The organism is Pantoea sp. Fr-CA_6 (genome assembly GCF_024520895.1).
Lineage (GTDB): Bacteria > Pseudomonadota > Gammaproteobacteria > Enterobacterales > Enterobacteriaceae > Pantoea > Pantoea agglomerans.
On sequence record NZ_JALNPO010000005.1, the window covers coordinates 161678 to 183579 of the forward strand.

A 21902-nucleotide genomic window follows, 5' to 3' on the forward strand; every position below is an offset into this window, starting at 1 on the left:
TGTGCTGATTTAACCGGCCATACCAGCTGAATCGCCGCGTAATTATTGACACTTTCAGCTAATCAACGTAGGTTACTGGCCCACAATACAAATGATAATCATTATTAGTTATCTTATCATTTATAGGTGGAAATTATGGTGGAATCGCTGGCGTTTGAACATCCCTTGTTGCAGGATTTCCCGGCACTCTGCCGTGGCTTTCTGTTTACCTCTCCCTGGCAAAGCCTGACCACACAGGGCTGTTTTACTACCCTTACCGCGCCGGTAAGGCAGGGTGAGCAGCTGACAGGGGAGTTTCAGCAGCAACTACAGCACCATTTTGCTTCAGCCAGAAAACAGGGCATTGCCCATCCCATTCTGGTGGGTGCAATCCCCTTCGACGTGGATCAGCCCGCTGCGCTGTTTATCCCTGAGTCGTATCAGACCTTTAACCGTGACGATCTCAACGCCAGTGCCTCTCTAACTGAGGCTGAACTGCCGCAGGTACGTCGCCGCACGGCGGTGCCGGACCATGACATTTTCATCGACATGGTTGCGCAGGCGGTGGCGGCTACGCAGCGCGGCGATCTGGATAAAGTGGTGTTGTCGCGGCTGATGGATATCGTGGCGGAACAGCCGGTTGATACGGCCGCCCTGATGCAGCGCATCGTGGCGCAGAACCCTAACAGCTATCACTTTCATCTGCCGCTGCCCGATGGTGGCGCGCTGGTTGGCGCCAGCCCGGAACTGATGATTCGTAAGCAGGGCCGCCAGTTCAGCTCCTGTCCGCTGGCCGGTTCAGCGCCGCGTCATCGCGATCCGCAGCGTGACCAGGCCTCTGGCGACAGCCTGATGCACTCAGCAAAAGATCGTCATGAGCATAAGCTGGTCACGGATGCGATGCGCGCGACGCTGCAACCGCGCAGCCGCCTGCTGTCGGTCCCCGAGACACCCTCACTGCTGACCACTGCAACATTGTGGCATCTCGCTACGCAGATTCAGGGTGACGTGCTGGACGATCGCGAAAATGCGCTGTCACTGGCCTGTCTGCTGCATCCGACACCGGCCCTCAGCGGCTTCCCGCATCAGCGTGCTCAGACGCTGATTCAGCGACTGGAGCCATTTGAACGTCAGCTGTTTGGCGGCATCGTCGGCTGGTGTGACGATCAGGGCAATGGCGAATGGGTCGTCACCATTCGCTGCGGTACGGTGAATGGCCCGCGGGTGCGGCTGTTTGCGGGCGCAGGCATCGTAGCGGACTCACAACCTGAATCAGAATGGCGTGAAACCGGCGTCAAACTCGACACCATGCTTCGCGCTTTTGGACTGCAATAAAGGAACCTGTATGACGATTTCCTACAGCCGCTGGCCGGACGATCTGGCCGCACGTTACCGTGAAAAAGGCTACTGGCTCGATCTGCCGATGACCGACATCCTGGAACGTCATCGCGACAGCGAGAGCGTGGCGGTGATTGATGGCGAACGACAATTTACCTATCGCCAGCTGGCGGCGCTGAGTGACAACCTGGCCGCGGCATTGCAGCGTCGCGGCCTGAAGTCAGGCGATACGGCGCTGGTGCAGCTTGGCAACGTGGCGGAATTTTACCTGACGCTGTTTGCCCTGTTCAAAATCGGCGTTGCCCCGGTTAACGCCCTGTTCAGCCATCAGCGCACCGAACTGGCCGCCTATGCCAGTCAGATCTCGCCGAGCCTGTTAATTGCCGATCGCAGCCACGCACTGTTCGCCGATGATGCGTTTATTGCGCAACTTCGCCGCGATCAGCGTTCACTCCAACAGGTGATCCTGCGTAATGATGCTCAGACGGAAAACAGCCTCGACGCCCTGCTGGCTGAACCCGCGGGCAACTTCATCGCAACCCCGACCGCAGGCGATGAAGTCGCCTTTTTCCAGCTGTCGGGTGGCAGTACCGGTACACCGAAACTGATCCCACGTACCCATAATGATTACTACTACAGCATCCGTGAGAGTGACGTTATCTGCGATGTTACCGCCGACACCCGCTACCTGATCGCCCTGCCCGCCGCGCATAACTTCCCGATGAGTTCGCCGGGCGCGCTGGGCGTTTTTTACGCGGGCGGACAGGTGATCTTAGCCGCCGATCCCAGCGCAACGCTCTGCTTCCCGCTGATTGAAAAGCATCAGGTCACCGATACCGGCCTGGTTCCGCCCGCCGCCAGTCTCTGGCTGCAGGCGATTCAGGAATGGGGCAGCAATGCTGCGCTGGCCTCGCTGCAACGCATTCAGGTCGGTGGCGCAAAGCTGGGCGAAACGCTGGCCGCGCGCATCCAGAACGAGATCGGCTGCACCCTGCAGCAGGTATTTGGTATGGCGGAAGGTCTGGTGAACTACACCCGACTGGATGACGATGAGCAGACCATTCTCACCACGCAGGGACGCCCGATCTCCCCGGATGACGAGGTGTGGGTCGCCGACGATCAGGGTAATCCATTGCCAGCAGGCTCCATCGGTCGCCTGATGACGCGTGGTCCTTATACCTTCCGCGGCTACTACAACAGCCCGGAACATAACGCCGCCAGCTTCGATGACCAGGGCTTTTACTGCTCTGGCGATCTGATTGAGATCACGCCCTCTGGCAACATCATCGTGCAGGGCCGGGAGAAAGATCAGATCAACCGGGGCGGCGAAAAGATCGCAGCCGAAGAGATCGAAAACCTGCTGCAGCGCCATGCGGATGTGATCCACGCTGCGCTGGTCTCCATGAGCGACGAGCTGATGGGTGAAAAGAGTTGTGCCTTTATCGTCACCCGTCAGCCGGTTAAACCGGTGGCGCTGCGTCGTCACCTGCGTGAACTTGGCGTGGCAGAATTTAAGCTGCCCGACCGTATTACCTGCGTAGATGCCCTGCCGCTGACCGCGGTCGGAAAGGTGGACAAAAAACGTCTGCGCCAACAACTTGCCGATCAACAAGCGCAAGCCTGATCTGTCCGGAGATTTTCAATGGCTATTCCACAACTGACCTCTTATCCGCTGCCAGCCGCCACCGAGTTGCCCAACAACAAAGTGAAATGGATGCTGGAGCCGGACCGTGCCGCCCTGCTGATCCACGATATGCAGCGCTATTTTCTCAACTTCTGGGGCGAAAATAGCCCGCTGGTTGAGCAGGTAGTCGACAATATTGCCCGCCTGCGTCGCTACTGCAAAGCGCAGGGTATTCCGGTGTTTTACACCGCTCAGCCAAACGCGCAGAGCGATGAAGATCGTGCGCTGCTCAACGACATGTGGGGACCGGGCCTGAATAAACATCCCGATCAGCAGAAGATCGTGGATGCGCTGGCACCGGATGAGGACGATCAGGTCCTGACCAAATGGCGCTACAGTGCATTTCACCGCTCGCCGCTGGAGTCGATCCTGCAGGAGATGGGCCGCGATCAGCTGATTATCACCGGCGTCTATGCCCATATTGGCTGCCTGACCACCGCCACCGATGCGTTTATGCGCAATATTCAGCCGTTCATGGTGGCCGATGCGCTGGCTGACTTCAGCCGTGAGGAACATATGATGGCGCTGACCTACACCGCGGGCCGTAGCGGAAAAGTGGTGATGACCGCCGATCTGATGCCTGTGCCACTCAGCAAAGATGATTTGCGCGCGTTGATCCTGCCGCTGCTGGAAGATGATGAGGTGCCGGAAGATGATGAAAACCTGATTGATTACGGTCTGGACTCAGTACGCGTGATGGCGCTGGCGGCACGCTGGCGTCAGGTACATCGTGATATCGATTTCGTCAGCCTGGCGAAAAACCCGAGCATTGATGGCTGGTGGGCGCTGCTGGCGCGGGAGCCGGCGAAATGAGCCATACATTCGACTTCAGCGGTAAAATCGTCTGGGTAACCGGTGCCGGCCAGGGCATAGGCTATCATACTGCGTTAGCCTTTCATCAGGCTGGCGCACAGGTCGAGGCCTTTGATCAACGTTTTAAGGGCCATGATTACCCGTTTCCCTGCCACACGATGGATGTAGCCGATCCGGCTCAGGTCAAAACGATCTGCCAGCGCGTATTGGCTGCGCAGCCGCGCATTGATGTGCTGGTCAACGCAGCCGGTATCTTACGGATTGGTGCCACCGATGAGCTGTCGTTTGCCGACTGGCAGGCGTGTCTTAACGTCAATGCGGGCGGCGCGTTTAATCTGTTCCAGCAGACATTGCCACGCTTTCGTGAACAGCGCGCCGGTGCCATCGTCACCGTCGCGTCTAATTCGGCTCACGCCCCGCGTATCGGCATGTCCGCTTATGGTGCTTCAAAAGCGGCGCTGCGCAGTCTCTGTCAGACCGTGGGTCTGGAGATGGCGCCCTATGGCGTCCGCTGCAACATCGTTTCACCCGGTTCCACCGACACCGATATGCAGCGCAGCCTGTGGCACACACCGACGGGTGAGCAGGAGATGATTGCCGGCTTCCCGGATCAGTTCAAGCTGGGTATCCCGCTGGGCAAGATCGCGCAGCCGCAGGAAATTGCAGCCACCGTACTGTTTCTCGCGTCGGATCTTGCCAGCCATGTGACGCTGCAGGATATTGTGGTTGATGGTGGCGCAACCCTGGGAGCCTGATGATGACAGCGATCTGGAAGCGATCCATTGATCTTCCCGCCCTGAATGCGCTGGGTGAGAACTCTCTGGTGGCCCATCTGGGTATCGTTTTTACCCTGATAGGTGATGATTATCTGGAAGCGACGATGCCGGTCGATGCCCGTACGCAACAGCCGTTCGGGCTGCTGCATGGCGGTGCGTCCGTGGTGCTGGCGGAGTCGATGGGCTCAATTGCCGGATATCTGGCGGTTGAGGAAGGCAGCAGCGTGGTTGGCGTAGAAGTGAATGCCAGCCATCATCGTGCGGTTTCTGCCGGTCTGGTGCGGGGAATTTGCCGTCCACTGCATCTGGGTAAACGCAGTCAGAGCTGGCAGATTGAGATTCGGAACGGTCGGGATCAGCTGTGCTGCAGTGCGCGACTGAGTGTAGCGGTGATGAGCTAGCTGCAGAAAGAACAATGCCCCCTTTCAGGCCTGAAAGGGGGCATTGCATATCACGCTGTAGCAGGCGATCGGTTAACGCTGATAGATAATTTCAACGCCTTCGTCGTCTTCATCATCCCAGTCGTCATCCCACTCTTCATCTTCCACTTCAACCGTGTTTTCAATGGTTTCTTTGTGGTAATCGTCCCACATGAACTCCACTTTCTCCGGCTGCTTCTCTTCAAGCTCCGCTTCTTTCGGATTAGCGTTGATGAAGCTCATCACGTCCCAGCAGAGTTCGTTGACACCGGTACGGCTTGCGGCAGAAATCAGGTAATACTTATCTTCCCAGCCCAGTGCTTCAGCCACCGCTTTAGCCCGTGACTGCGCTTCTTCTTCACTGATCAGATCAATTTTGTTGAAGACCAGCCAGCGTGGCTTGTTGAACAGCTTCTCGCTGTACTTTTCCAGCTCGCCGAGAATGATGCGGGCATTTTCAACCGGATCGCTTTCATCGATGGGGTCGATGTCGATCAGGTGCAGCAACACGCGGCAGCGCTCAAGGTGCTTCAGGAAGCGAATGCCGAGGCCTGCGCCATCGGCTGCGCCTTCAATCAGGCCAGGGATATCGGCCACGACGAAGCTCTGCTCGCTGTCCATACGAACCACGCCCAGGCTCGGCACCAGCGTGGTAAACGGATAGTCCGCCACTTTTGGCTTCGCTGCCGATACGGCACGGATAAAGGTCGATTTACCGGCATTCGGTAAGCCCAGCATCCCGACATCTGCCAGCAGCATCAGCTCCAGCTGCAGATCGCGCTTTTCACCTGGGGTACCCATGGTTTTCTGGCGCGGACTGCGGTTTACAGATGATTTAAAGCGGGTGTTACCCAGGCCATGCCAGCCGCCTTTGCCGACCATCAGTTTCTGGCCGTGACGCGTCATGTCGCCCAGTGTCTCGCCGGTACCCTGATCGATAACCCGGGTGCCGACCGGCACTTTAACTTCGATATCTTTACCGCGTTTGCCAGTACAGTCGCGGCTCTGGCCGTTCTGCCCACGCTCGGCGCGGAAAGATTTTTCGAAACGATAATCGATAAGGGTGTTGAGGTTTTCATCAGCGATCAGATAAACGTCACCGCCGTCACCGCCATCACCCCCATCAGGGCCGCCTCTCGGGATATATTTTTCGCGGCGGAAGCTTACGCAACCATTACCGCCATCACCGGCGACGACCAAAATTGTCGCTTCATCTACAAACTTCATTTTCTATCTCCGTCACACAATCGCCTGCAGCACTCTGCAGACGGGTCCGCCAGGGTCTTCTGCGCTGACCAGCGGCGGATAAATCAGGATTGGCTTTCGCCAGTGCGTACATAAAGTGTACAGCAAACTTTTGTGATGCGTCGCTTTTACCGCAACAGACCGCAGAATGTAAAAAGCCCCGCAGGAGCTGCGGGGCCTTCAATTCGTGCGTTCAGACGTTAAACGTCTGCGTCACGACAACCTTACTCAGCAACGATGCTGATGTATTTACGGTTGTTCGGACCTTTAACTTCGAACTGTACTTTACCGTCTGCGGTAGCAAACAGGGTGTGGTCACGACCACAACCTACATTGGTACCGGCGTGGAATTTGGTGCCACGCTGACGAACGATGATGCTACCTGCCAGAACAGATTCGCCACCGAAACGTTTTACACCCAGACGTTTTGCATTGGAGTCACGACCATTTCGAGTCGAACCACCAGCCTTTTTATGTGCCATTTGTCAGATCTCCTCTTATGCCGTGATACCAGTGATTTTCACATCAGTGAACCACTGGCGATGGCCTGCTTGCTTACGGTAGTGCTTACGACGACGAAACTTAACGATCTTAATTTTCTCGCCACGACCGTGAGCAACAACTTCTGCCTTGATCATTCCGCCTGAAACCAGTGGCGCGCCGATTTTCACGTCTTCGCCATTAGCAATCATCAGAACCTGGTCAAACTCAATCGTTTCACCGGTTGCGATGTCCAGCTTTTCCAGGCGAACGGTCTGACCTTCGCTTACTCGGTGTTGTTTACCACCACTTTGGAAAACCGCGTACATATAAAACTCCGCTTCTGCGCTTGCCTTTTAGTTCATCAGGCGGCGCGCTAAATATTCACAATAGGGCGCGAATTCTACGCAAAACTCCAGAAGAAGACAAGAGCACTTTGCACACTCTTGCAGAAAAAAAACACAGGCTGAATGCAACCGTTTCTCAGGCAGAAAATTCAAGTACAATCAGTAACAGATTACCTGAACGCTGGCTGGGTAAAAGCACTTACCATGGCAGAGATAACGAGTCATAGCTGAAAAGACGAATGAACTTAGAACAGATTAATGAATTAACCGCACAGGATATGGCTGCCGTTAACCAGACCATCCTCGACCAGCTGAATTCAGATGTCTCGCTCATCAACCAGTTGGGCTACTACATCATCAGTGGTGGGGGCAAGCGTATCCGTCCCATGATTGCCGTGCTATCCGCACGTGCCATGGGCTACAAGGGCGATCTTCACGTGACCAATGCGGCGCTGATCGAATTTATCCACACCGCCACGCTGCTGCATGACGATGTCGTGGATGAATCCGATATGCGTCGTGGCAAAGCGACCGCGAACGCGGCGTTTGGCAATGCGGCAAGCGTGCTGGTCGGTGATTTTATTTACACCCGCGCCTTCCAGATGATGACCAGCATGGGTTCGCTGCGTATCCTGGCGCTGATGTCAGAAGCGGTAAACGTGATTGCTGAGGGCGAAGTCCTGCAGCTGATGAACGTCAACGATCCCGACATCACCGAAGAGAGTTACATGCGCGTGATTTACAGCAAGACCGCGCGTCTGTTTGAAGCGGCCTCGCAGGCCTCGGCGATACTGGCTGAAGCCACACCTGAAGAGGAAAAAGCGCTACAGGATTATGGGCGCTATCTGGGCACCGCTTTCCAGTTAATTGACGACTTACTGGATTACAGTGCTGACGGCGAGACGCTGGGCAAAAATACCGGCGATGATCTGAGTGAAGGCAAACCCACGCTGCCACTGCTGCATGCTATGCAGCACGGCTCACCTGAGCAGGCGAAGATGATCCGTGAAGCCATTGAGCAGGGAAATGGCCGCCATCTGCTTGAACCGGTACTGGAAGCGATGAATCAGTGTGGTTCACTCGAATGGACGCGCAGCCGCGCCGAACAGGAAGCGGATAAAGCCATTGAAGCCTTGCGTATTCTGCCCGAATCGCCGTGGCGCAGTGCGCTGGAGTCGCTGGCGCACATGTCAGTTCAGCGCGATTTCTGATCCCTCACGGAGCCTGACAGGCTCCGTTTTTACGTCCCTGCTCTCACTTCTTTTTGTTATCTCTTAGCTGTTGCACTCCTTTTGCATGCCACCCCACAGATCAGATGCTGGATCCAAATATTACTGGAAACTAATGGGAACTATTTGCTATAAAAACACCAATCTTTCCAGATAAGGGTAAAAAGGAAAGCTCACGTCCTGCTGGACGACGCAATGACAGGGAAAAGGAGAACAGGATATGCAAAAAAGGATGGAAGACTGGCACCCGGCTGACATTATCGCGGCGCTGCATAAGCGTGGAATGACACTCGCGGCGCTGTCACGCGCAGCAGGTCTTAGTTCATCTACGCTGGCTAATGCGCTCACGCGTCCATGGCCCAAGGGCGAATGGTTGATCGCTGACGCGATCAAGGTTCATCCTTGTGAGATCTGGCCCAGCCGCTATTACGATCCCGAGACCCACTGCCTGCTGGATCGCAGAAAACGTATCCGGGCGCCTGTCGATCATTCCGATACCGCCTGAAAACTCAGGCGATCCTCAGGCGAAAAAAAACCAGCCCCCAAAGGGGGCTGGCTCTTTCAGAGCATCTGCGGGATTACTCTTCGCTGACGCGCTCGATGTTTGCGCCCATGGCTTTCAGCTTATCTTCGATGTGCTCATAGCCACGATCGATGTGATAAATGCGATCAACAAACGTCGTTCCTTCCGCAATACAACCGGCCAGAACCAGGCTGGCAGACGCACGCAAATCGGTCGCCATCACCTGCGCACCTGACAGGGTTTCAACCCCATGACAGATCGCCGTGTTGCTCTCAATCTCAGCATGTCCGCCCATACGAATCAGTTCCGGGATATGCATGAAACGGTTTTCGAAGATGGTTTCGGTAATCACGCCCGTGCCTTCCGCAACCATGTTTAGCAGTGTGAACTGCGCCTGCATATCGGTCGGGAAACCTGGATGCGGTGCAGTGCGCACGTTGACCGCTTTTGGCCGCTTGCCGTGCATATCCAGACTGATCCAGTCTTCACCGGTTTCGATATCGGCACCCGCATCACGCAGCTTGGCCAGCACAGCATCCAGCGTATCCGGCTGGGTTTTGTGACACATCACTTTGCCACCCGAAATGGCCGCAGCCACCAGGAAGGTACCGGTTTCGATACGATCCGGCAGGACACGATAAACACCGCCACCCAGACGCTCTACGCCTTCGATGGTGATTTTATCGCTGCCTGCACCACTGATTCTGGCGCCCAGGGTGTTAAGGAAGTTGGCGGTATCGACAATTTCCGGCTCACGCGCCGCATTCTCAATCACGGTGGTACCGGTCGCCAGCGTCGCAGCACTCATGATGGTCACGGTCGCGCCGACGCTGATTTTGTCCATGACAATCAGTGCGCCCTTCAGGCGGCCATTGACTGACGCTTTCACGTAGCCCTCTTCCAGCTTGATCTCGGCACCCAGCTGTTCAAGACCGGTGATGTGCAGATCAACCGGACGCGCGCCGATAGCGCAGCCACCCGGCAGGGAAACCTGACCCTGACCAAAACGCGCCACCAGCGGGCCCAGCGCCCAGATTGAGGCACGCATAGTTTTGACCAGATCGTAAGGCGCACAAAATACATCTACCGCGCTGGCATCGACATGCACAGAACCGTTGCGTTCCACCTTCGCACCCAGCTGGCTCAGCAGCTTCATGGTGGTATCAATGTCGCGCAGCTTTGGCACATTCTGGATCTCGACCGGCTCTTCAGCCAGCAGCGCAGCAAACAGAATAGGAAGCGCGGCGTTCTTTGCCCCGGAAATGGTTACTTCACCACTTAAGCGGGTGGGGCCTTGCACACGAAATTTGTCCATTAACACGGCTCTCAATTAACTAGCTAAAGATTGGACTCGCCAGCGACGAGTTCACCCCGCTGGGGATCAGAAACCGTTGAGTTTACGGTCACGCGCCCATTCAGCGGGAGTATAGGTTTTGATAGAGACAGCATGAATGCGGTTATCCGCAATAAATTCCATCAGCGGCGCGTAGACAGCCTGCTGCTTTTTTACGCGGCTCAGTTCGCCAAACAGTTCGCCTACGGCGATCACCTGAAAATGGCTGCCATCATTGCTCATCACATGCACTTCGTCTAAAGGCAATGCTGCCATCAGCACGGCCTGAATTTCACTGTTTTCCATTGGGCTTAACTTCACTTAATAATAATAAGGCTGACATAGTAGAGGAAAGCGGCTGACTCTTAAATACGCAAAAGCCCCTGTTGAAAACAGGGGCTTAGCATAACAACCGGATATCAGGCGCTTTTATCCGCAGAAACAATAATCTGTTGCAGATTGTAAAGCGTTATCAGCGAATGCAGTTTGTCGCTGATGCCCGTAAAGCGAGGGGTAATACCCTGTGCCCGCGCGATTTCCCGCAGGTGCACCAGCAGGGCAAGCCCGGAAGAGTCCACACGCTCCAGCGCCGCGACGTCGATGGTATCGACATCTTTAATCAGCGTTTCACGTTGCTGCCACAGGCTCATCAGCGTGTCGCGATCCAGTTCGCCTTTCAGTAATAGCGTGCTGGCTTCCCGCTCCCAGCGTAACGATTCGTGCATTATTGTTGTTTATCCAGCGTGATTGGCTGTGCCGCAGAAGATTTCAGCTGCGCCGTCAGACCATCGATACCTTTGGTACGTAACAGATCGCTCCACTCATTTTGTTTGGTGGTGATCATGCTGACGCCTTCAGCGATCATGTCATACGCCTGCCAGTTACCGCTCTGGCTGTTTTTACGCCACTGGAAGTCGAGGCGAACCGGTGGACGACCATTGGGATCGATAATGGAAACGCGAATAGCGACAATCTGGGCATCGCCTAACGGCTGCTCAGGTTGAATCTGGTAGCTCTGCCCATTGTACAGTGCCAGTGCCTGACCATAAGCCTGCGCCAGATAGTCACCAAAGGCGCTGAAGTAGGCTTCACGCTGAGCGGGCGTCGAATCACGATAGTAGCGGCCCAGCACTAACGCGCCCGCATATTTGATCTGCACATAGGGCAGCAGCTCCTGACGCACAATCTGACGCAGGTAGTTAGGGTCCTGCTTGATTTTCGGCTGCTCGTTTTTCAGACGGGTGAACGTCTTTTGCGCCGCTTCATTCATCAGTTTGTAGGGGTTGCTCTGATCGGCTGCGGTTGCCGTCAGCGGTACCGCAACCACCAGCATGGCAATCATCAGTAAACGTTTAAACATGGTATACCCTCTTCTTTAAGGTTGAGCCGGTGCCGCAGGCGCAGCACTGTCGCCTTCCTGCGCATCCTTGTTTTCACTGTTTTGTTTATTATCGCCGCTCTTATAAAGGAACTGACCGATCAGGTCTTCGAGCACCATGGCGGATTTCGTATCGCGCAGCGTATCGCCATCTTTCAGCATCGCCGAACCCAGTTCAGGATCGTCAAATCCTAAATTGAGTGCCAGGAATTGCTCACCCAGTAGTCCCTGAGTGCGAACCGCCAGCGAGCTGGTGTCTGAAATTTTATTCGCATACTGATCGCTGATGTCCATGGTGACACGCGGCAGCAGCGTTTTCGGCTCTAACTCAATGTCGGTCACCCGGCCAATCACCACCCCACCAATCTTGACCGGCGAACTGGCTTTGAGACCACCAATATTGTCAAAGGTGGCGTAGAGCTTCCACGTCGGCTCGGTGCCCATTGACTTTAAATCGGCGACGCGCAGCGCGAGAAACAGCGCCGCCAGCAACGCCATAATCATAAATATGCCAACCCAGATTTCGCTTTTTTTGCTTTGCATTGCATCAATTCCCAAACATCAGTGCTGTCAGCACAAAATCCAATCCGAGCACCGCCAGTGACGCGTGCACCACAGTGCGCGTCGTCGCGCGACTGATCCCTTCAGAAGTTGGAATCGCATCATAGCCGTTAAACAGCGCAATCCACGTCACGGTAATGGCAAATACCGCACTTTTAATCAGGCAGTTAACCACATCGGCACGAAAATCGACGGCATTCTGCATCGCCGACCAGAAGAAACCAGGATCAATCCCTTTCCAGCTCACCCCGACCAGCGCCCCACCGGCAATCCCTACCGCGGTAAAAATCAGCGTCAGTAACGGCATACTGATAAAACCGGCCCAGAAGCGCGGCGAGACCACCCGGCGCAACGGGTCAACCGCCATCATCTCCATACTGGAGAGCTGTTCGGTGGCCTTCATCAGGCCGATTTCGGCGGTCAGCGCAGACCCTGCCCGTCCGGCGAACAGCAGCGCGGTCACAACCGGCCCCAGTTCGCGCAGCAATGACAGCGCCACCAGCATACCGAGGCTGGTTTCCGCGCCATAGGTGTTTAAGACCAGATAACCCTGAAGGCCAAGCACCATGCCGATAAACAGACCGGAAACCACGATGATCAGCAGCGACAGCACGCCGACGCTATAAAGTTGTTTAATCAGTAGCGGCGTGTGTCTGCGGAACGCTGGCTTGCCCACCAGCGCATGAAAGAGCATGAGTCCTGCGCGTCCAAAACTGGCGCACGTTTCAATTCCCTGACGTCCAAATGTCGCCAGCGCCTTCAACACCATCAGTTTAGTTACTCCCTGAGCCGGTTAAATCAGCGAGATAGTCGCCGGCAGGAAAACGGAAGGGAACCGGACCATCCGCATCGCCATCAATAAACTGGCGAACGCGCGGGTCATTGTTCGCTCGCAACTCCGGCGTGGTGCCGTGTGCGATAATTTTTTGTCCGGCCACGATATAGGCATAGTCCGCAATACTCAGTACTTCCGGTACGTCGTGCGAGACCACAATACAGGTCAGGCCCAGAGCATGGTTCAGTTCATCAATGAGTTTTACCAGCACACCCATCGTGATCGGATCCTGACCGACGAAAGGCTCATCAAACATGATCAGTTCCGGCTCCAGCGCGATAGCGCGCGCCAGTGCCACACGACGCGCCATTCCGCCCGACAGCTCCGCGGGCTTCAGCTGGGCCGCGCCACGCAGACCCACCGCTTCCAGCTTCATCAGCACGGTGCTGTGCAGTAACGGAGGAGGCAGACGAGTATGTTCACGCAGCGGCCAGGCAACATTTTCATAGACCGTCAGGTCAGTAAACAGCGCGCCAGACTGGAACAGCATGCTCATTTTTTTGCGCGCTTCGTACAATTTAGTGCGAGACAGTGACGGAATGTTTTCACCACGGAAAAAGATTTCACCGCGGGTCGGCTGAAGTTGCCCCCCAATCAAGCGTAGCAGCGTGGTTTTTCCTATCCCCGACGGCCCCATTATCGCCGTCACTTTGCCTTTTGGCACGGTCAGCGAAATGTCATCGAAGATGGTGCGATCTCCGCGCGAAAAACTCACGCCACGAACCTCAACCAGATTCGATTGCTGCTGGATCATTATAACCTCTTGTAAGGATCGGGCGTAAACATGGGGTACGATGGTAGCCTGTTCGGTCCTGATTCACGATAGCTTTACAGAAACTTACCGCTAAGATTTGGCGAAAATGGTCATTAAATTTACTTTTGCCGTCCGGACGGTCAAAATCAGCGCCTGTCTCGCCAAACAGAACCTTAAACCGGTCGGGAAAGGCATTGCCGGCCTGGGTTTTTACGCAAGGATTTTTCATGTTCGTAGCTTCTGCACTGCTGATTATCGGTTTGCTTTTACTGGCATATGGTGCCGATCGTCTGGTGTTTAGCGCCTCTATACTGTGTCGATCATTTGGCATCCCGCCACTGATTATTGGCATGACCGTTGTCAGCATCGGCACCTCGCTGCCAGAGATGATCCTCTCCTTTTCCGCCGCGCAGCATGGCCAGATGGATCTTGCTGTTGGCACCGCGCTCGGCTCGAATATTACCAATATTTTACTCATCCTGGGTGCCGCTGCGCTCATGCACCCGCTTAGCGTCCATTCTAATCTGATACGCCGTGAACTGCCGTTAATGTTGCTGGTTACCCTGCTCAGCGGTTTCATGCTGTTTGACAATCAGCTTAGTCGACTGGATGGAATAGGCCTGATCGCCATTGCCGCGATTTATCTGATGGTGGTAATTCGCATTGCGCGTAAAGCAGAACGGGATAACAACGACACCCTGACCCGCGAGCAGCTGGCCGAGCTGCCACGCGAAGAGAGCGGAAATACGGTGGCCTTTCTCTGGCTGGCCGTCGCGCTGATTATCCTGCCGATGTCGACACGAATGGTGATCGACAATGCCACGGCGTTTGCCGACTATTTTGGCGTCAGCGAGCTGGTGATGGGCCTGACGCTGATCGCCGTGGGCACCAGCCTGCCCGAGCTGGCAACGGTTATTGCCGGTGCGCTGAAAGGCGAAGATGATATCGCGATCGGCAATCTGATCGGCGCCAACATTTATAATATTGCCATTGTGCTGGGTCTGCCGGCGCTGATTCACCCTGGCAGTGTCGATTATCACGCCTTCGCCCGTGATTACTGGGTGATGCTGGGAGTCAGCGTGCTGTTTGCCCTGCTCTGCCTGCTACGTCGCCGCCGCGTTGGCCGTACGGCAGGCTTATTTTTACTCTGTGGTTTCTTCGTCTGGGTGACGCTGCTGTGGATGCAGCCGGCATTCATGGACGGCTAACAAGGACAGACTCACTATGTCATATCAGCAACCAACAGCATTTGATTTCCAGCAGGCGGGGAAAACCGTACTGCGCATTGAGCGCGAAGGTCTGGAACAACTCGATCAATATATTAACGACGATTTCGCCCGCGCCTGCGCCCTGATCTACGCCTGTCAGGGTAAAGTGGTGGTGATGGGCATGGGCAAGTCTGGCCATATCGGCAAAAAAATGGCGGCGACCTTTGCCAGTACCGGCACGCCCGCTTTTTTTGTTCATCCGGCCGAAGCCAGCCATGGCGATCTGGGCATGGTGAGCAAAAATGATGTGGTCATCGCCATCTCCAACAGCGGTGAGTCGAACGAAATCCTCGCGCTGATTCCGGTTTTAAAGCGTCAGCACATTACGCTGATCTGCATGACCGGACGGCCTGACAGTGCGATGGGCCGGGTTGCCGATGTGCATCTGTGTGTCCATGTTCCGCAGGAAGCCTGCCCGCTGGGTCTGGCACCGACCACCAGCACCACGGCCACGCTGGTGATGGGTGACGCGCTGGCGGTTTCGCTGCTGGAAGCGCGCGGCTTCACCGCCGAAGACTTTGCTTTGTCCCATCCTGGTGGTGCGCTGGGCCGTAAACTGCTGCTGCATGTGGCTGATATCATGCACAGTGGCGATGAGCTGCCGCACGTCACACGGGACGCCTCGCTGCGCGATGCGCTGCTGGAGATTACCCGCAAAAATCTGGGGCTGACGGTGATCGTCGACGATCTGATGAAAATTGAAGGTATCTTTACCGATGGTGACCTGCGCCGCATCTTTGATATGGGCATCGATTTCCAGCGCGCCACCATCGGGGAAGTGATGACGCCAGGTGGCATCCGCGTCCGGCCTAATATGCTGGCAGTGGAAGCCCTGAACCTGATGCAGACCAAAAACATTACCTCGATTCTGGTGGCCGATGACGACCATCTGCTCGGTGTGGTACATATGCATGACATGCTGCGCGCTGGCGTAGTCTGAACAGGAAGAGAAAATGCAACAGGCAACCCACCCGATTGAAACCTGCTACGGCCCGGTCAGCGCTGACGTTATGGCGCGCGCCAGCAGGATTCGTCTGCTGATCTGCGATGTCGATGGCGTGATGTCCGACGGAGTGATCTACATGGGGAATAATGGCGAAGAGCTGAAGGCATTCAACGTGCGGGACGGTTACGGCGTTCGCTGTTTGCTGACCTCCGATGTGGAAGTGGCTATTATTACCGGCCGCAATGCCCGCCTGATGGAAGATCGCTGCAAAACGCTCGGCATCCGTCATCTTTATCAGGGACAATCGGATAAGCTTTTGGCCTATCGTGAACTTCTGGATAAACTGTCTCTTTCCGACGACCAGGTCGCCTACATTGGTGACGATCTGATCGACTGGCCGGTTATGGCGAAAGTGGGTTTAAGCGTGGCGGTGGCGGATGCACATCCGATCCTGTTGCCGCGCGCGCATTATGTCACGCGGATTGCCGGTGGACGCGGTGCAGTTCGCGAAGTATGTGACCTGATCTTAATGGCGCAGAACAAATTTGAGGATGCCAAAGGGCAATCAGTATGAGTAAAAGCAGGCGTTGGATAACGCTGATTCTGACCTTGATTGCACTGGTTTTGATCGGCTGGAATCTTACTAACCAGGATGACGATGGCACGCCAGTCGGCACGGACAGTCAGTCACCGACCTACACCAGTGCTGATTCACACACTGTGGTTTATAACCCGCAGGGCGCGCTGTCATATAAACTGGTCTCTGACAAAGTGACCTATTTCTCGGATGATGAACTGAGCTGGTTCGACAATCCGGTCATGACCACCTTTGATGAGAACAAAATCCCTACCTGGACGTTACGCGCGGATAAAGCAAAGCTCACCAAAGATCGTATGCTTTACCTGTATGGCCATGTTGAGCTGAATACGCTGACGCAGGATTCTCAGCTTGAGCGGATCAAAACCGATAACGCCCAGATTAATCTTGTCACTCAGGACGTTACCTCTGATGACCAGGTGACATTGTATGGCCGCAGTTTTAACTCCACCGGCATGAAAATGCGCGGCAATTTACGGACAAAAAACGCCGAGTTAATCGAGAAGGTCAAAACCTCTTATGAAATTCAAAATGAACAAAAATAGCCTGAAGCTTTTACTGGCCAGCATGCTGCTGGCAACCAGCGTTCCGGCGCTGGCTCTGACCGGTGACTCGGACAAGCCCGTCAATATTGACTCGCAAAATCAGGCGCTGGATTTGCAAGGCAATGTCGCGACCTTTACCGGCAATGTCATCGTGACGCAGGGCTCAATTAAAATCACGGCAGATAAAGTCGTGGTGACCCGTCCGGGCGGCGACAGCAAGAAAACCATCGTTGACGCCTACGGTAATCCCGCCACCTTCTATCAGATGCAGGACAGCGGTAAGCCGGTGCAGGGCCATGCCGCAAAACTGCACTATGAACTGGCTAACGATTTCGTTGAACTGACCGGCAATGCGTTCATTGAGCAGCAGGACAGCAACATCAAAGGCGATCGTATTACCTACCTGGTGAAAGAGCAGAAAATGCAGGCTTTCAGTCAGGGCCAGAACAAGCGCGTCACGACTGTACTGGTGCCGTCGCAACTTCAGGACAAAGGTTCGTCCAACAGCGGAAAGAAGAGTAACTGATAGCTATGGCCACATTAATCGCAGAAAACCTGGCGAAGGCATATAAAGGCCGTCGCGTGGTAGAAGATGTCAGCCTGCAGGTCAAATCCGGCGAGATTGTCGGCCTGCTGGGCCCGAACGGTGCCGGTAAAACCACCACCTTTTACATGGTAGTGGGCATTGTGCCGCGTGACGCTGGCCGCATTATTATTGATGATGAAGATATCAGCATCCTGCCGCTGCATGCCCGTGCGCGTCGTGGCATCGGCTATCTGCCGCAGGAGGCATCGATCTTCCGTCGCCTCAGCGTCTACGATAACCTGATGGCGGTCTTGCAGATCCGTGACGATCTGACCGAAGAGCAACGCCAGGATCGTGCTCGTGAGCTGATGGAAGAGTTTCACATTGAGCACCTGCGCGACAGCATGGGCCAGGCACTTTCGGGTGGTGAGCGACGTCGTGTTGAGATTGCGCGGGCGCTGGCGGCTAATCCTAAATTTATCCTGCTGGATGAACCTTTTGCCGGTGTTGACCCCATCTCCGTTATCGATATTAAGAAGATCATTGAGCATCTGCGTGACAGCGGCCTCGGTGTGCTGATTACCGACCATAACGTACGCGAAACGTTAGCGGTCTGTGAGCGGGCTTATATCGTCAGCCAGGGGCACCTGATCGCACACGGCACACCGAATGAAATTCTTGCGGATGAGCAGGTTAAGCGGGTTTATTTGGGTGAAGAGTTCAGACTCTGATAAGGTGTCGTTAATACCGATGTTTACCTGGGAACGATCATCCTGTCTATGAAGCAAGGTTTACAACTCAGGTTCAGCCAACAGCTGGCAATGACTCCGCAATTGCAACAGGCGATTCGCCTGCTGCAACTCTCTACGCTTGAACTCCAGCAGGAGCTTCAGCTTGCGCTGGAAAGTAATCCGCTGCTTGAGCAGACTGACCTGCATGAAGAGATCGATTCACGGGAGTCTTCAGAGGCCGAGGCGCTGGATACACGCGAAGCGCTTGAGCAGAAAGAGATGCCTGATGAACTGCCGCTGGATGCGACCTGGGATGAGATCTACACCGCGGGTACGCCTTCCGGCACCGGCACCGATTACCAGGATGATGAATTACCGGTTTATCAGGGCGAAACAACCCAGTCGCTGCAGGATTATCTGATGTGGCAGGTCGGACTGACGCCGTTCAGCGATACCGATCGCGCCATTGCCACCTCTATTGTCGATGCTATTGATGACACCGGGTATCTCACCGTTTCGCTTGAGGAGATCCTTGACAGCATTGGCGATGATGAGCTCGAAGCGGATGAAGTTGAAGCGGTGCTGAAACGCATCCAGCGCTTTGACCCGATTGGTGTTGGCGCGCGCGATCTGCGTGACTGCCTGCTGGTGCAGCTTTCACAATATGCGCCCGAAACGCCGATGCTGGCAGAAGCGCGCCTGATCGTCAGCGAACATCTCGATCTGCTGGCAAACCACGACTTCCGCAGCCTGATGCGGGTCACACGCCTCAAAGAAGAGGTGCTGAAAGAGGCGATGCTGCTGATTCAGTCGCTGGACCCGCGTCCGGGTCAGTCGATCAATACCGGCGAACCAGAATATGTCATTCCCGATGTGCTGGTGCGTAAGATCGGCAGCCGCTGGACGGTTGAACTCAATGCCGATAGCGTGCCACGCCTGAAGATCAATCAGCACTATGCGGCAATGAGCGGCGCGACGCGGAACGACAGCGACAGCCAGTTCATTCGCAGTAATCTGCAGGAAGCCCGCTGGCTGATTAAGAGCCTGGAAAGCCGCAATGATACCCTGCTGAAAGTGACGCGCTGTATTGTTGAGCAGCAGCAGGCCTTTTTCGAGCAGGGTGAAGAATTTATGCGCCCGATGGTGCTGGCGGATATCGCCCAGGCCGTTGAGATGCACGAATCGACCATCTCCCGCGTTACCACGCAGAAGTATCTGCACAGCCCGCGTGGCATTTTTGAACTGAAGTACTTTTTCTCCAGTCACGTGAATACCGAAGGTGGCGGTGAAGCCTCCTCTACCGCGATTCGTGCCCTGGTGAAAAAATTAATTTCGGCGGAAAATCCAGCCAAACCCTTGAGCGACAGTAAACTGACCTCCATGTTATCTGATCAGGGGATCATGGTGGCACGGCGTACCGTCGCCAAATATCGTGAGTCTTTATCCATCCCGCCATCGAACCAGCGTAAACAACTGGTTTGAAAGAAATGAGAAGGAAGACCTATGCAGCTGAACCTGACCGGGCAACACGTTGAAATCACTCCACCTCTGCGTGAATTCGTCAACGGTAAATTTGCCAAACTGGAACACTATTTTGAACATATCAATCAGGTCTATATTGTCCTGAAGGTTGAGAAAGTCACGCAGGTGGCTGACGCAACACTACACGTGAATGGTGGCGAGCTGCACGCCACATCCGAAGCGGAAGATATGTATGCGGCCATTGACGGACTGATCGATAAGCTCACCCGTCAGCTGACCAAACACAAAGATAAACTGAAAAAACACTAACCTTCACGCTAGCGACGCGCGCCTGGCGCGCAGAGCCGACAGGATGGGGCGGATAATCCGCCCCGTTTTGTCATCTGAGCAGGCGCCGTTTGTCACACGCGTCAATACGCGCTGGCGGTGAATGGCCTGGTGAACACGCAAGTGAAACGATAATGAACAACGATCTCACACTGGAATTGAGCACAGTGCTTTCGCCAGACTGCACCCGCAGCGGCGTCCACTGCCAGAGCAAAAAACGTGCGCTGGAAATCATCAGCGAACTGGCCGCTAAGCAGCTCAACCTGCCGCACCAGACGCTTTTCGAAGCGATCCTGACCCGCGAACGCATGGGCAGTACCGGTATTGGTAACGGGATAGCCATCCCGCACGGCAAGCTGGAAGAGGATACGCTGCGCGCGGTTGGGGTGTTTATCAGCCTCGAACAGCCGATTGCGTTTGATGCCGTCGACAACCAGCCGGTCGATCTGTTGTTTGCCTTACTGGTCCCGGCTGATCAGTGCAAAACACATCTGCACACCCTGTCACTGGTGGCAAAGCGTCTGGCAGATAAAACGGTTTGCCGTCGTCTGCGCGCAGCGCAGAGTGATGAAGAGCTCTATGCCATTATTACGGAAGTCCAGTCGGAGCAGTAACGCGTCTTTACCGGCCCGGTGCCGGTTTTAAAACGGGAGAGAAGGTCATGGTGCTGATGATCGTTAGCGGTCGTTCAGGCTCGGGGAAGTCAGTGGCGCTCCGTGCGCTGGAAGATATGGGGTTCTACTGCGTTGATAACCTGCCGGTCGTGCTGCTGCCTGAGTTAGCTAACTCGCTGGCTGAGCGCAATATTTCGGCGGCGGTCAGCATCGACGTGCGTAATATGCCCGAATCCCCGGAAATTTTTGAAACCGCACTGAATAATCTGCCTGATACATTTTCCCCTCAGCTGCTGTTTCTCGACGCCGATCGCAACACCCTGATTCGTCGTTACAGCGATACGCGCCGTCTGCATCCCCTCTCCAGCAAAAACCTCTCGCTGGAGAGCGCGATTGATGAAGAGAGCGATCTGCTGGAGCCACTTCGTTCACGTGCCGATCTGATCATCGACACCTCAGAGATGTCGGTGCATGAGCTGGCAGAGATGCTGCGTACCCGCCTGCTGGGCAAGCGTGAACGTGAGCTGACCATGGTGTTTGAGTCGTTTGGCTTCAAGCATGGCATTCCGATTGACGCTGACTATGTATTTGACGTGCGCTTTCTGCCCAACCCCCACTGGGATCCCAAACTGCGCCCGATGACCGGCCTCGATCGTCCTGTGGCGGCCTTCCTTGATCGCCACACTGAAGTGCATAATTTTATCTACCAGACGCGCAGCTACCTTGAACTCTGGCTGCCGATGCTGGAGACCAATAACCGTAGCTATCTTACCGTGGCGATTGGCTGCACCGGCGGTAAACACCGCTCAGTCTATATTGCAGAACAGCTGGCAGATTACTTCCGTTCACGGGGTAAGAATGTGCAGTCACGCCATCGTACGCTGGAAAAGCGCAAATCATGACCGTCAGACAAACTGTAGAAATCAAAAATAAGCTGGGCATGCATGCACGTCCGGCGATGAAGTTATTTGAGCTGGTGCAGAGCTTTGATGCCGAAGTATTACTGCGTAATGAAGCGGGCACTGAAGCCGAAGCCAGCAGCGTGATTGCGCTGCTGATGCTCGACTCGGCAAAAGGCGGCCACATTGAGATTGAAGCCAGCGGCCCGGAGGAGATCCCGGCGCTGGCAGCGGTGATTGAGTTATTTGAAGCGGGTTTCGATGAAGATTAA

Annotated in this window: 29 protein-coding genes; 18 read left to right on the forward strand and 11 right to left on the reverse strand. The window is 55.1% G+C overall.

Annotated elements, in window-relative coordinates; genetic code table 11:
• Positions 1 to 135: 135 nt before the first annotated feature.
• From NR201_RS11445 to NR201_RS11465, 5 genes are read left to right on the forward strand one after another with little or no spacing between them, the layout of a single operon-like run.
• Positions 136 to 1314, forward strand: coding sequence for an isochorismate synthase (locus tag NR201_RS11445; RefSeq protein WP_187506879.1), 1179 nt, complete (start codon positions 136 to 138; stop codon positions 1312 to 1314).
• A 10-nt stretch (positions 1315 to 1324) separates the two neighbouring features.
• On the forward strand, positions 1325 to 2941 hold the full coding sequence (locus NR201_RS11450) for a (2,3-dihydroxybenzoyl)adenylate synthase (protein WP_010251844.1): 1617 nt from the start codon (positions 1325 to 1327) through the stop codon (positions 2939 to 2941).
• A gap of 18 nt (positions 2942 to 2959) precedes the next feature.
• Positions 2960 to 3814 carry an isochorismatase family protein gene (locus NR201_RS11455; RefSeq protein WP_010672010.1) on the forward strand — a complete coding sequence of 285 codons (855 nt, stop codon included), beginning with the start codon at positions 2960 to 2962 and terminating at the stop codon, positions 3812 to 3814.
• The gene (gene dhbA / locus NR201_RS11460; RefSeq protein WP_033759623.1) at positions 3811 to 4569 is read left to right on the forward strand and encodes a 2,3-dihydro-2,3-dihydroxybenzoate dehydrogenase; all 759 of its coding nucleotides are present in this window, start codon (positions 3811 to 3813) and stop codon (positions 4567 to 4569) included. The genes NR201_RS11455 and dhbA overlap by 4 nt, the downstream gene beginning before the upstream one ends.
• A 2-nt stretch (positions 4570 to 4571) precedes the next feature.
• Positions 4572 to 4991 (forward strand): hotdog fold thioesterase, encoded by a 420-nt coding sequence (locus NR201_RS11465; protein ID WP_029519501.1) that lies wholly within the window; start codon positions 4572 to 4574, stop codon positions 4989 to 4991.
• 72 nt (positions 4992 to 5063) lie between these two features.
• Here the strand turns inward: NR201_RS11465 and cgtA are convergent, their stop codons facing one another.
• The 3 genes from cgtA to rplU all read right to left on the reverse strand — a co-directional run bounded on the left by cgtA (position 5064) and on the right by rplU (position 7063).
• Positions 5064 to 6236, reverse strand: coding sequence for an Obg family GTPase CgtA (cgtA, locus tag NR201_RS11470; protein WP_003851092.1), 1173 nt, complete (start codon positions 6234 to 6236; stop codon positions 5064 to 5066).
• 242 nt (positions 6237 to 6478) lie between these two features.
• Complete coding sequence (gene rpmA, locus NR201_RS11475; protein WP_003851093.1) at positions 6479 to 6736, reverse strand: 50S ribosomal protein L27; 258 nt, start codon at positions 6734 to 6736, stop codon at positions 6479 to 6481.
• 15 nt (positions 6737 to 6751) lie between these two features.
• Positions 6752 to 7063 carry a 50S ribosomal protein L21 gene (gene rplU / locus NR201_RS11480; protein ID WP_008925416.1) on the reverse strand — a complete coding sequence of 104 codons (312 nt, stop codon included), beginning with the start codon at positions 7061 to 7063 and terminating at the stop codon, positions 6752 to 6754.
• Positions 7064 to 7320: 257 nt separating this feature from the next.
• Here rplU and ispB point away from each other — a divergent pair, with 257 nt between their 5' ends.
• Both ispB and NR201_RS11490 read left to right on the forward strand, forming a co-directional pair.
• Positions 7321 to 8292 (forward strand): octaprenyl diphosphate synthase, encoded by a 972-nt coding sequence (gene ispB, locus NR201_RS11485; protein WP_008925415.1) that lies wholly within the window; start codon positions 7321 to 7323, stop codon positions 8290 to 8292.
• Between the two features lie 238 nt (positions 8293 to 8530).
• Positions 8531 to 8815, forward strand: coding sequence for a helix-turn-helix transcriptional regulator (locus tag NR201_RS11490; protein ID WP_022625265.1), 285 nt, complete (start codon positions 8531 to 8533; stop codon positions 8813 to 8815).
• 73 nt (positions 8816 to 8888) lie between these two features.
• On the opposite strand, the gene murA is transcribed toward NR201_RS11490, so the two are convergent.
• The 8 genes from murA to NR201_RS11530 form a co-directional block, all read right to left on the reverse strand.
• Positions 8889 to 10148, reverse strand: coding sequence for a UDP-N-acetylglucosamine 1-carboxyvinyltransferase (murA, locus tag NR201_RS11495; RefSeq protein WP_010251868.1), 1260 nt, complete (start codon positions 10146 to 10148; stop codon positions 8889 to 8891).
• A gap of 66 nt (positions 10149 to 10214) precedes the next feature.
• Positions 10215 to 10472 (reverse strand): BolA family iron metabolism protein IbaG, encoded by a 258-nt coding sequence (gene ibaG, locus NR201_RS11500; RefSeq protein WP_010251880.1) that lies wholly within the window; start codon positions 10470 to 10472, stop codon positions 10215 to 10217.
• 113 nt (positions 10473 to 10585) lie between these two features.
• The gene (gene mlaB, locus NR201_RS11505; protein ID WP_010251883.1) at positions 10586 to 10891 is read right to left on the reverse strand and encodes a lipid asymmetry maintenance protein MlaB; all 306 of its coding nucleotides are present in this window, start codon (positions 10889 to 10891) and stop codon (positions 10586 to 10588) included.
• Positions 10891 to 11526 (reverse strand): phospholipid-binding protein MlaC, encoded by a 636-nt coding sequence (gene mlaC, locus NR201_RS11510; RefSeq protein WP_010251887.1) that lies wholly within the window; start codon positions 11524 to 11526, stop codon positions 10891 to 10893. The genes mlaB and mlaC overlap by 1 nt, the downstream gene beginning before the upstream one ends.
• A gap of 15 nt (positions 11527 to 11541) precedes the next feature.
• Positions 11542 to 12087 carry an outer membrane lipid asymmetry maintenance protein MlaD gene (gene mlaD / locus NR201_RS11515; protein ID WP_010251890.1) on the reverse strand — a complete coding sequence of 182 codons (546 nt, stop codon included), beginning with the start codon at positions 12085 to 12087 and terminating at the stop codon, positions 11542 to 11544.
• A 4-nt stretch (positions 12088 to 12091) separates the two neighbouring features.
• Entirely contained in the window at positions 12092 to 12874 is a 783-nt protein-coding gene (gene mlaE, locus NR201_RS11520) for a lipid asymmetry maintenance ABC transporter permease subunit MlaE (RefSeq protein ID WP_010251894.1), read from the reverse strand.
• A 4-nt stretch (positions 12875 to 12878) separates the two neighbouring features.
• On the reverse strand, positions 12879 to 13694 hold the full coding sequence (mlaF, locus tag NR201_RS11525) for a phospholipid ABC transporter ATP-binding protein MlaF (RefSeq protein ID WP_010672012.1): 816 nt from the start codon (positions 13692 to 13694) through the stop codon (positions 12879 to 12881).
• On the reverse strand, positions 13666 to 13923 hold the full coding sequence (locus NR201_RS11530) for a hypothetical protein (protein WP_124889623.1): 258 nt from the start codon (positions 13921 to 13923) through the stop codon (positions 13666 to 13668). The genes mlaF and NR201_RS11530 overlap by 29 nt, the downstream gene beginning before the upstream one ends.
• Between NR201_RS11530 and NR201_RS11535 the strand changes: the two genes are divergently transcribed.
• From NR201_RS11535 to npr, 11 genes are all read left to right on the forward strand, one after another.
• The gene (locus NR201_RS11535) at positions 13922 to 14902 is read left to right on the forward strand and encodes a calcium/sodium antiporter (RefSeq protein WP_010251901.1); all 981 of its coding nucleotides are present in this window, start codon (positions 13922 to 13924) and stop codon (positions 14900 to 14902) included. The two genes, NR201_RS11530 and NR201_RS11535, sit on opposite strands and share 2 nt — an antisense overlap.
• A 16-nt stretch (positions 14903 to 14918) precedes the next feature.
• Positions 14919 to 15902 carry an arabinose-5-phosphate isomerase KdsD gene (kdsD, locus tag NR201_RS11540; protein ID WP_010251903.1) on the forward strand — a complete coding sequence of 328 codons (984 nt, stop codon included), beginning with the start codon at positions 14919 to 14921 and terminating at the stop codon, positions 15900 to 15902.
• A 13-nt stretch (positions 15903 to 15915) separates the two neighbouring features.
• Entirely contained in the window at positions 15916 to 16482 is a 567-nt protein-coding gene (gene kdsC, locus NR201_RS11545) for a 3-deoxy-manno-octulosonate-8-phosphatase KdsC (protein WP_010251905.1), read from the forward strand.
• The gene (lptC, locus tag NR201_RS11550; protein ID WP_010251907.1) at positions 16479 to 17051 is read left to right on the forward strand and encodes an LPS export ABC transporter periplasmic protein LptC; all 573 of its coding nucleotides are present in this window, start codon (positions 16479 to 16481) and stop codon (positions 17049 to 17051) included. Before kdsC ends, lptC begins: the two co-directional genes overlap by 4 nt.
• Positions 17026 to 17577, forward strand: coding sequence for a lipopolysaccharide ABC transporter substrate-binding protein LptA (lptA, locus tag NR201_RS11555; RefSeq protein WP_010672013.1), 552 nt, complete (start codon positions 17026 to 17028; stop codon positions 17575 to 17577). The genes lptC and lptA overlap by 26 nt, the downstream gene beginning before the upstream one ends.
• A 5-nt stretch (positions 17578 to 17582) precedes the next feature.
• Complete coding sequence (gene lptB / locus NR201_RS11560) at positions 17583 to 18308, forward strand: LPS export ABC transporter ATP-binding protein (RefSeq protein WP_003851107.1); 726 nt, start codon at positions 17583 to 17585, stop codon at positions 18306 to 18308.
• A gap of 48 nt (positions 18309 to 18356) precedes the next feature.
• Positions 18357 to 19790, forward strand: a complete 1434-nt coding sequence (gene rpoN / locus NR201_RS11565) for an RNA polymerase factor sigma-54 (RefSeq protein WP_010251911.1) — start codon at positions 18357 to 18359, stop codon at positions 19788 to 19790.
• Positions 19791 to 19811: 21 nt separating this feature from the next.
• Positions 19812 to 20099 carry a ribosome hibernation promoting factor gene (gene hpf, locus NR201_RS11570; RefSeq protein WP_010251913.1) on the forward strand — a complete coding sequence of 96 codons (288 nt, stop codon included), beginning with the start codon at positions 19812 to 19814 and terminating at the stop codon, positions 20097 to 20099.
• A 152-nt stretch (positions 20100 to 20251) separates the two neighbouring features.
• A complete protein-coding gene (gene ptsN / locus NR201_RS11575) occupies positions 20252 to 20731 on the forward strand; it encodes a PTS IIA-like nitrogen regulatory protein PtsN (protein ID WP_010251916.1) in 480 nt (159 codons plus the stop codon).
• Between the two features lie 47 nt (positions 20732 to 20778).
• Positions 20779 to 21633 (forward strand): RNase adapter RapZ, encoded by an 855-nt coding sequence (gene rapZ, locus NR201_RS11580; protein WP_010251920.1) that lies wholly within the window; start codon positions 20779 to 20781, stop codon positions 21631 to 21633.
• Positions 21630 to 21902 carry a PTS phosphocarrier protein NPr gene (npr, locus tag NR201_RS11585; protein WP_010251923.1) on the forward strand — a complete coding sequence of 91 codons (273 nt, stop codon included), beginning with the start codon at positions 21630 to 21632 and terminating at the stop codon, positions 21900 to 21902. The genes rapZ and npr overlap by 4 nt, the downstream gene beginning before the upstream one ends.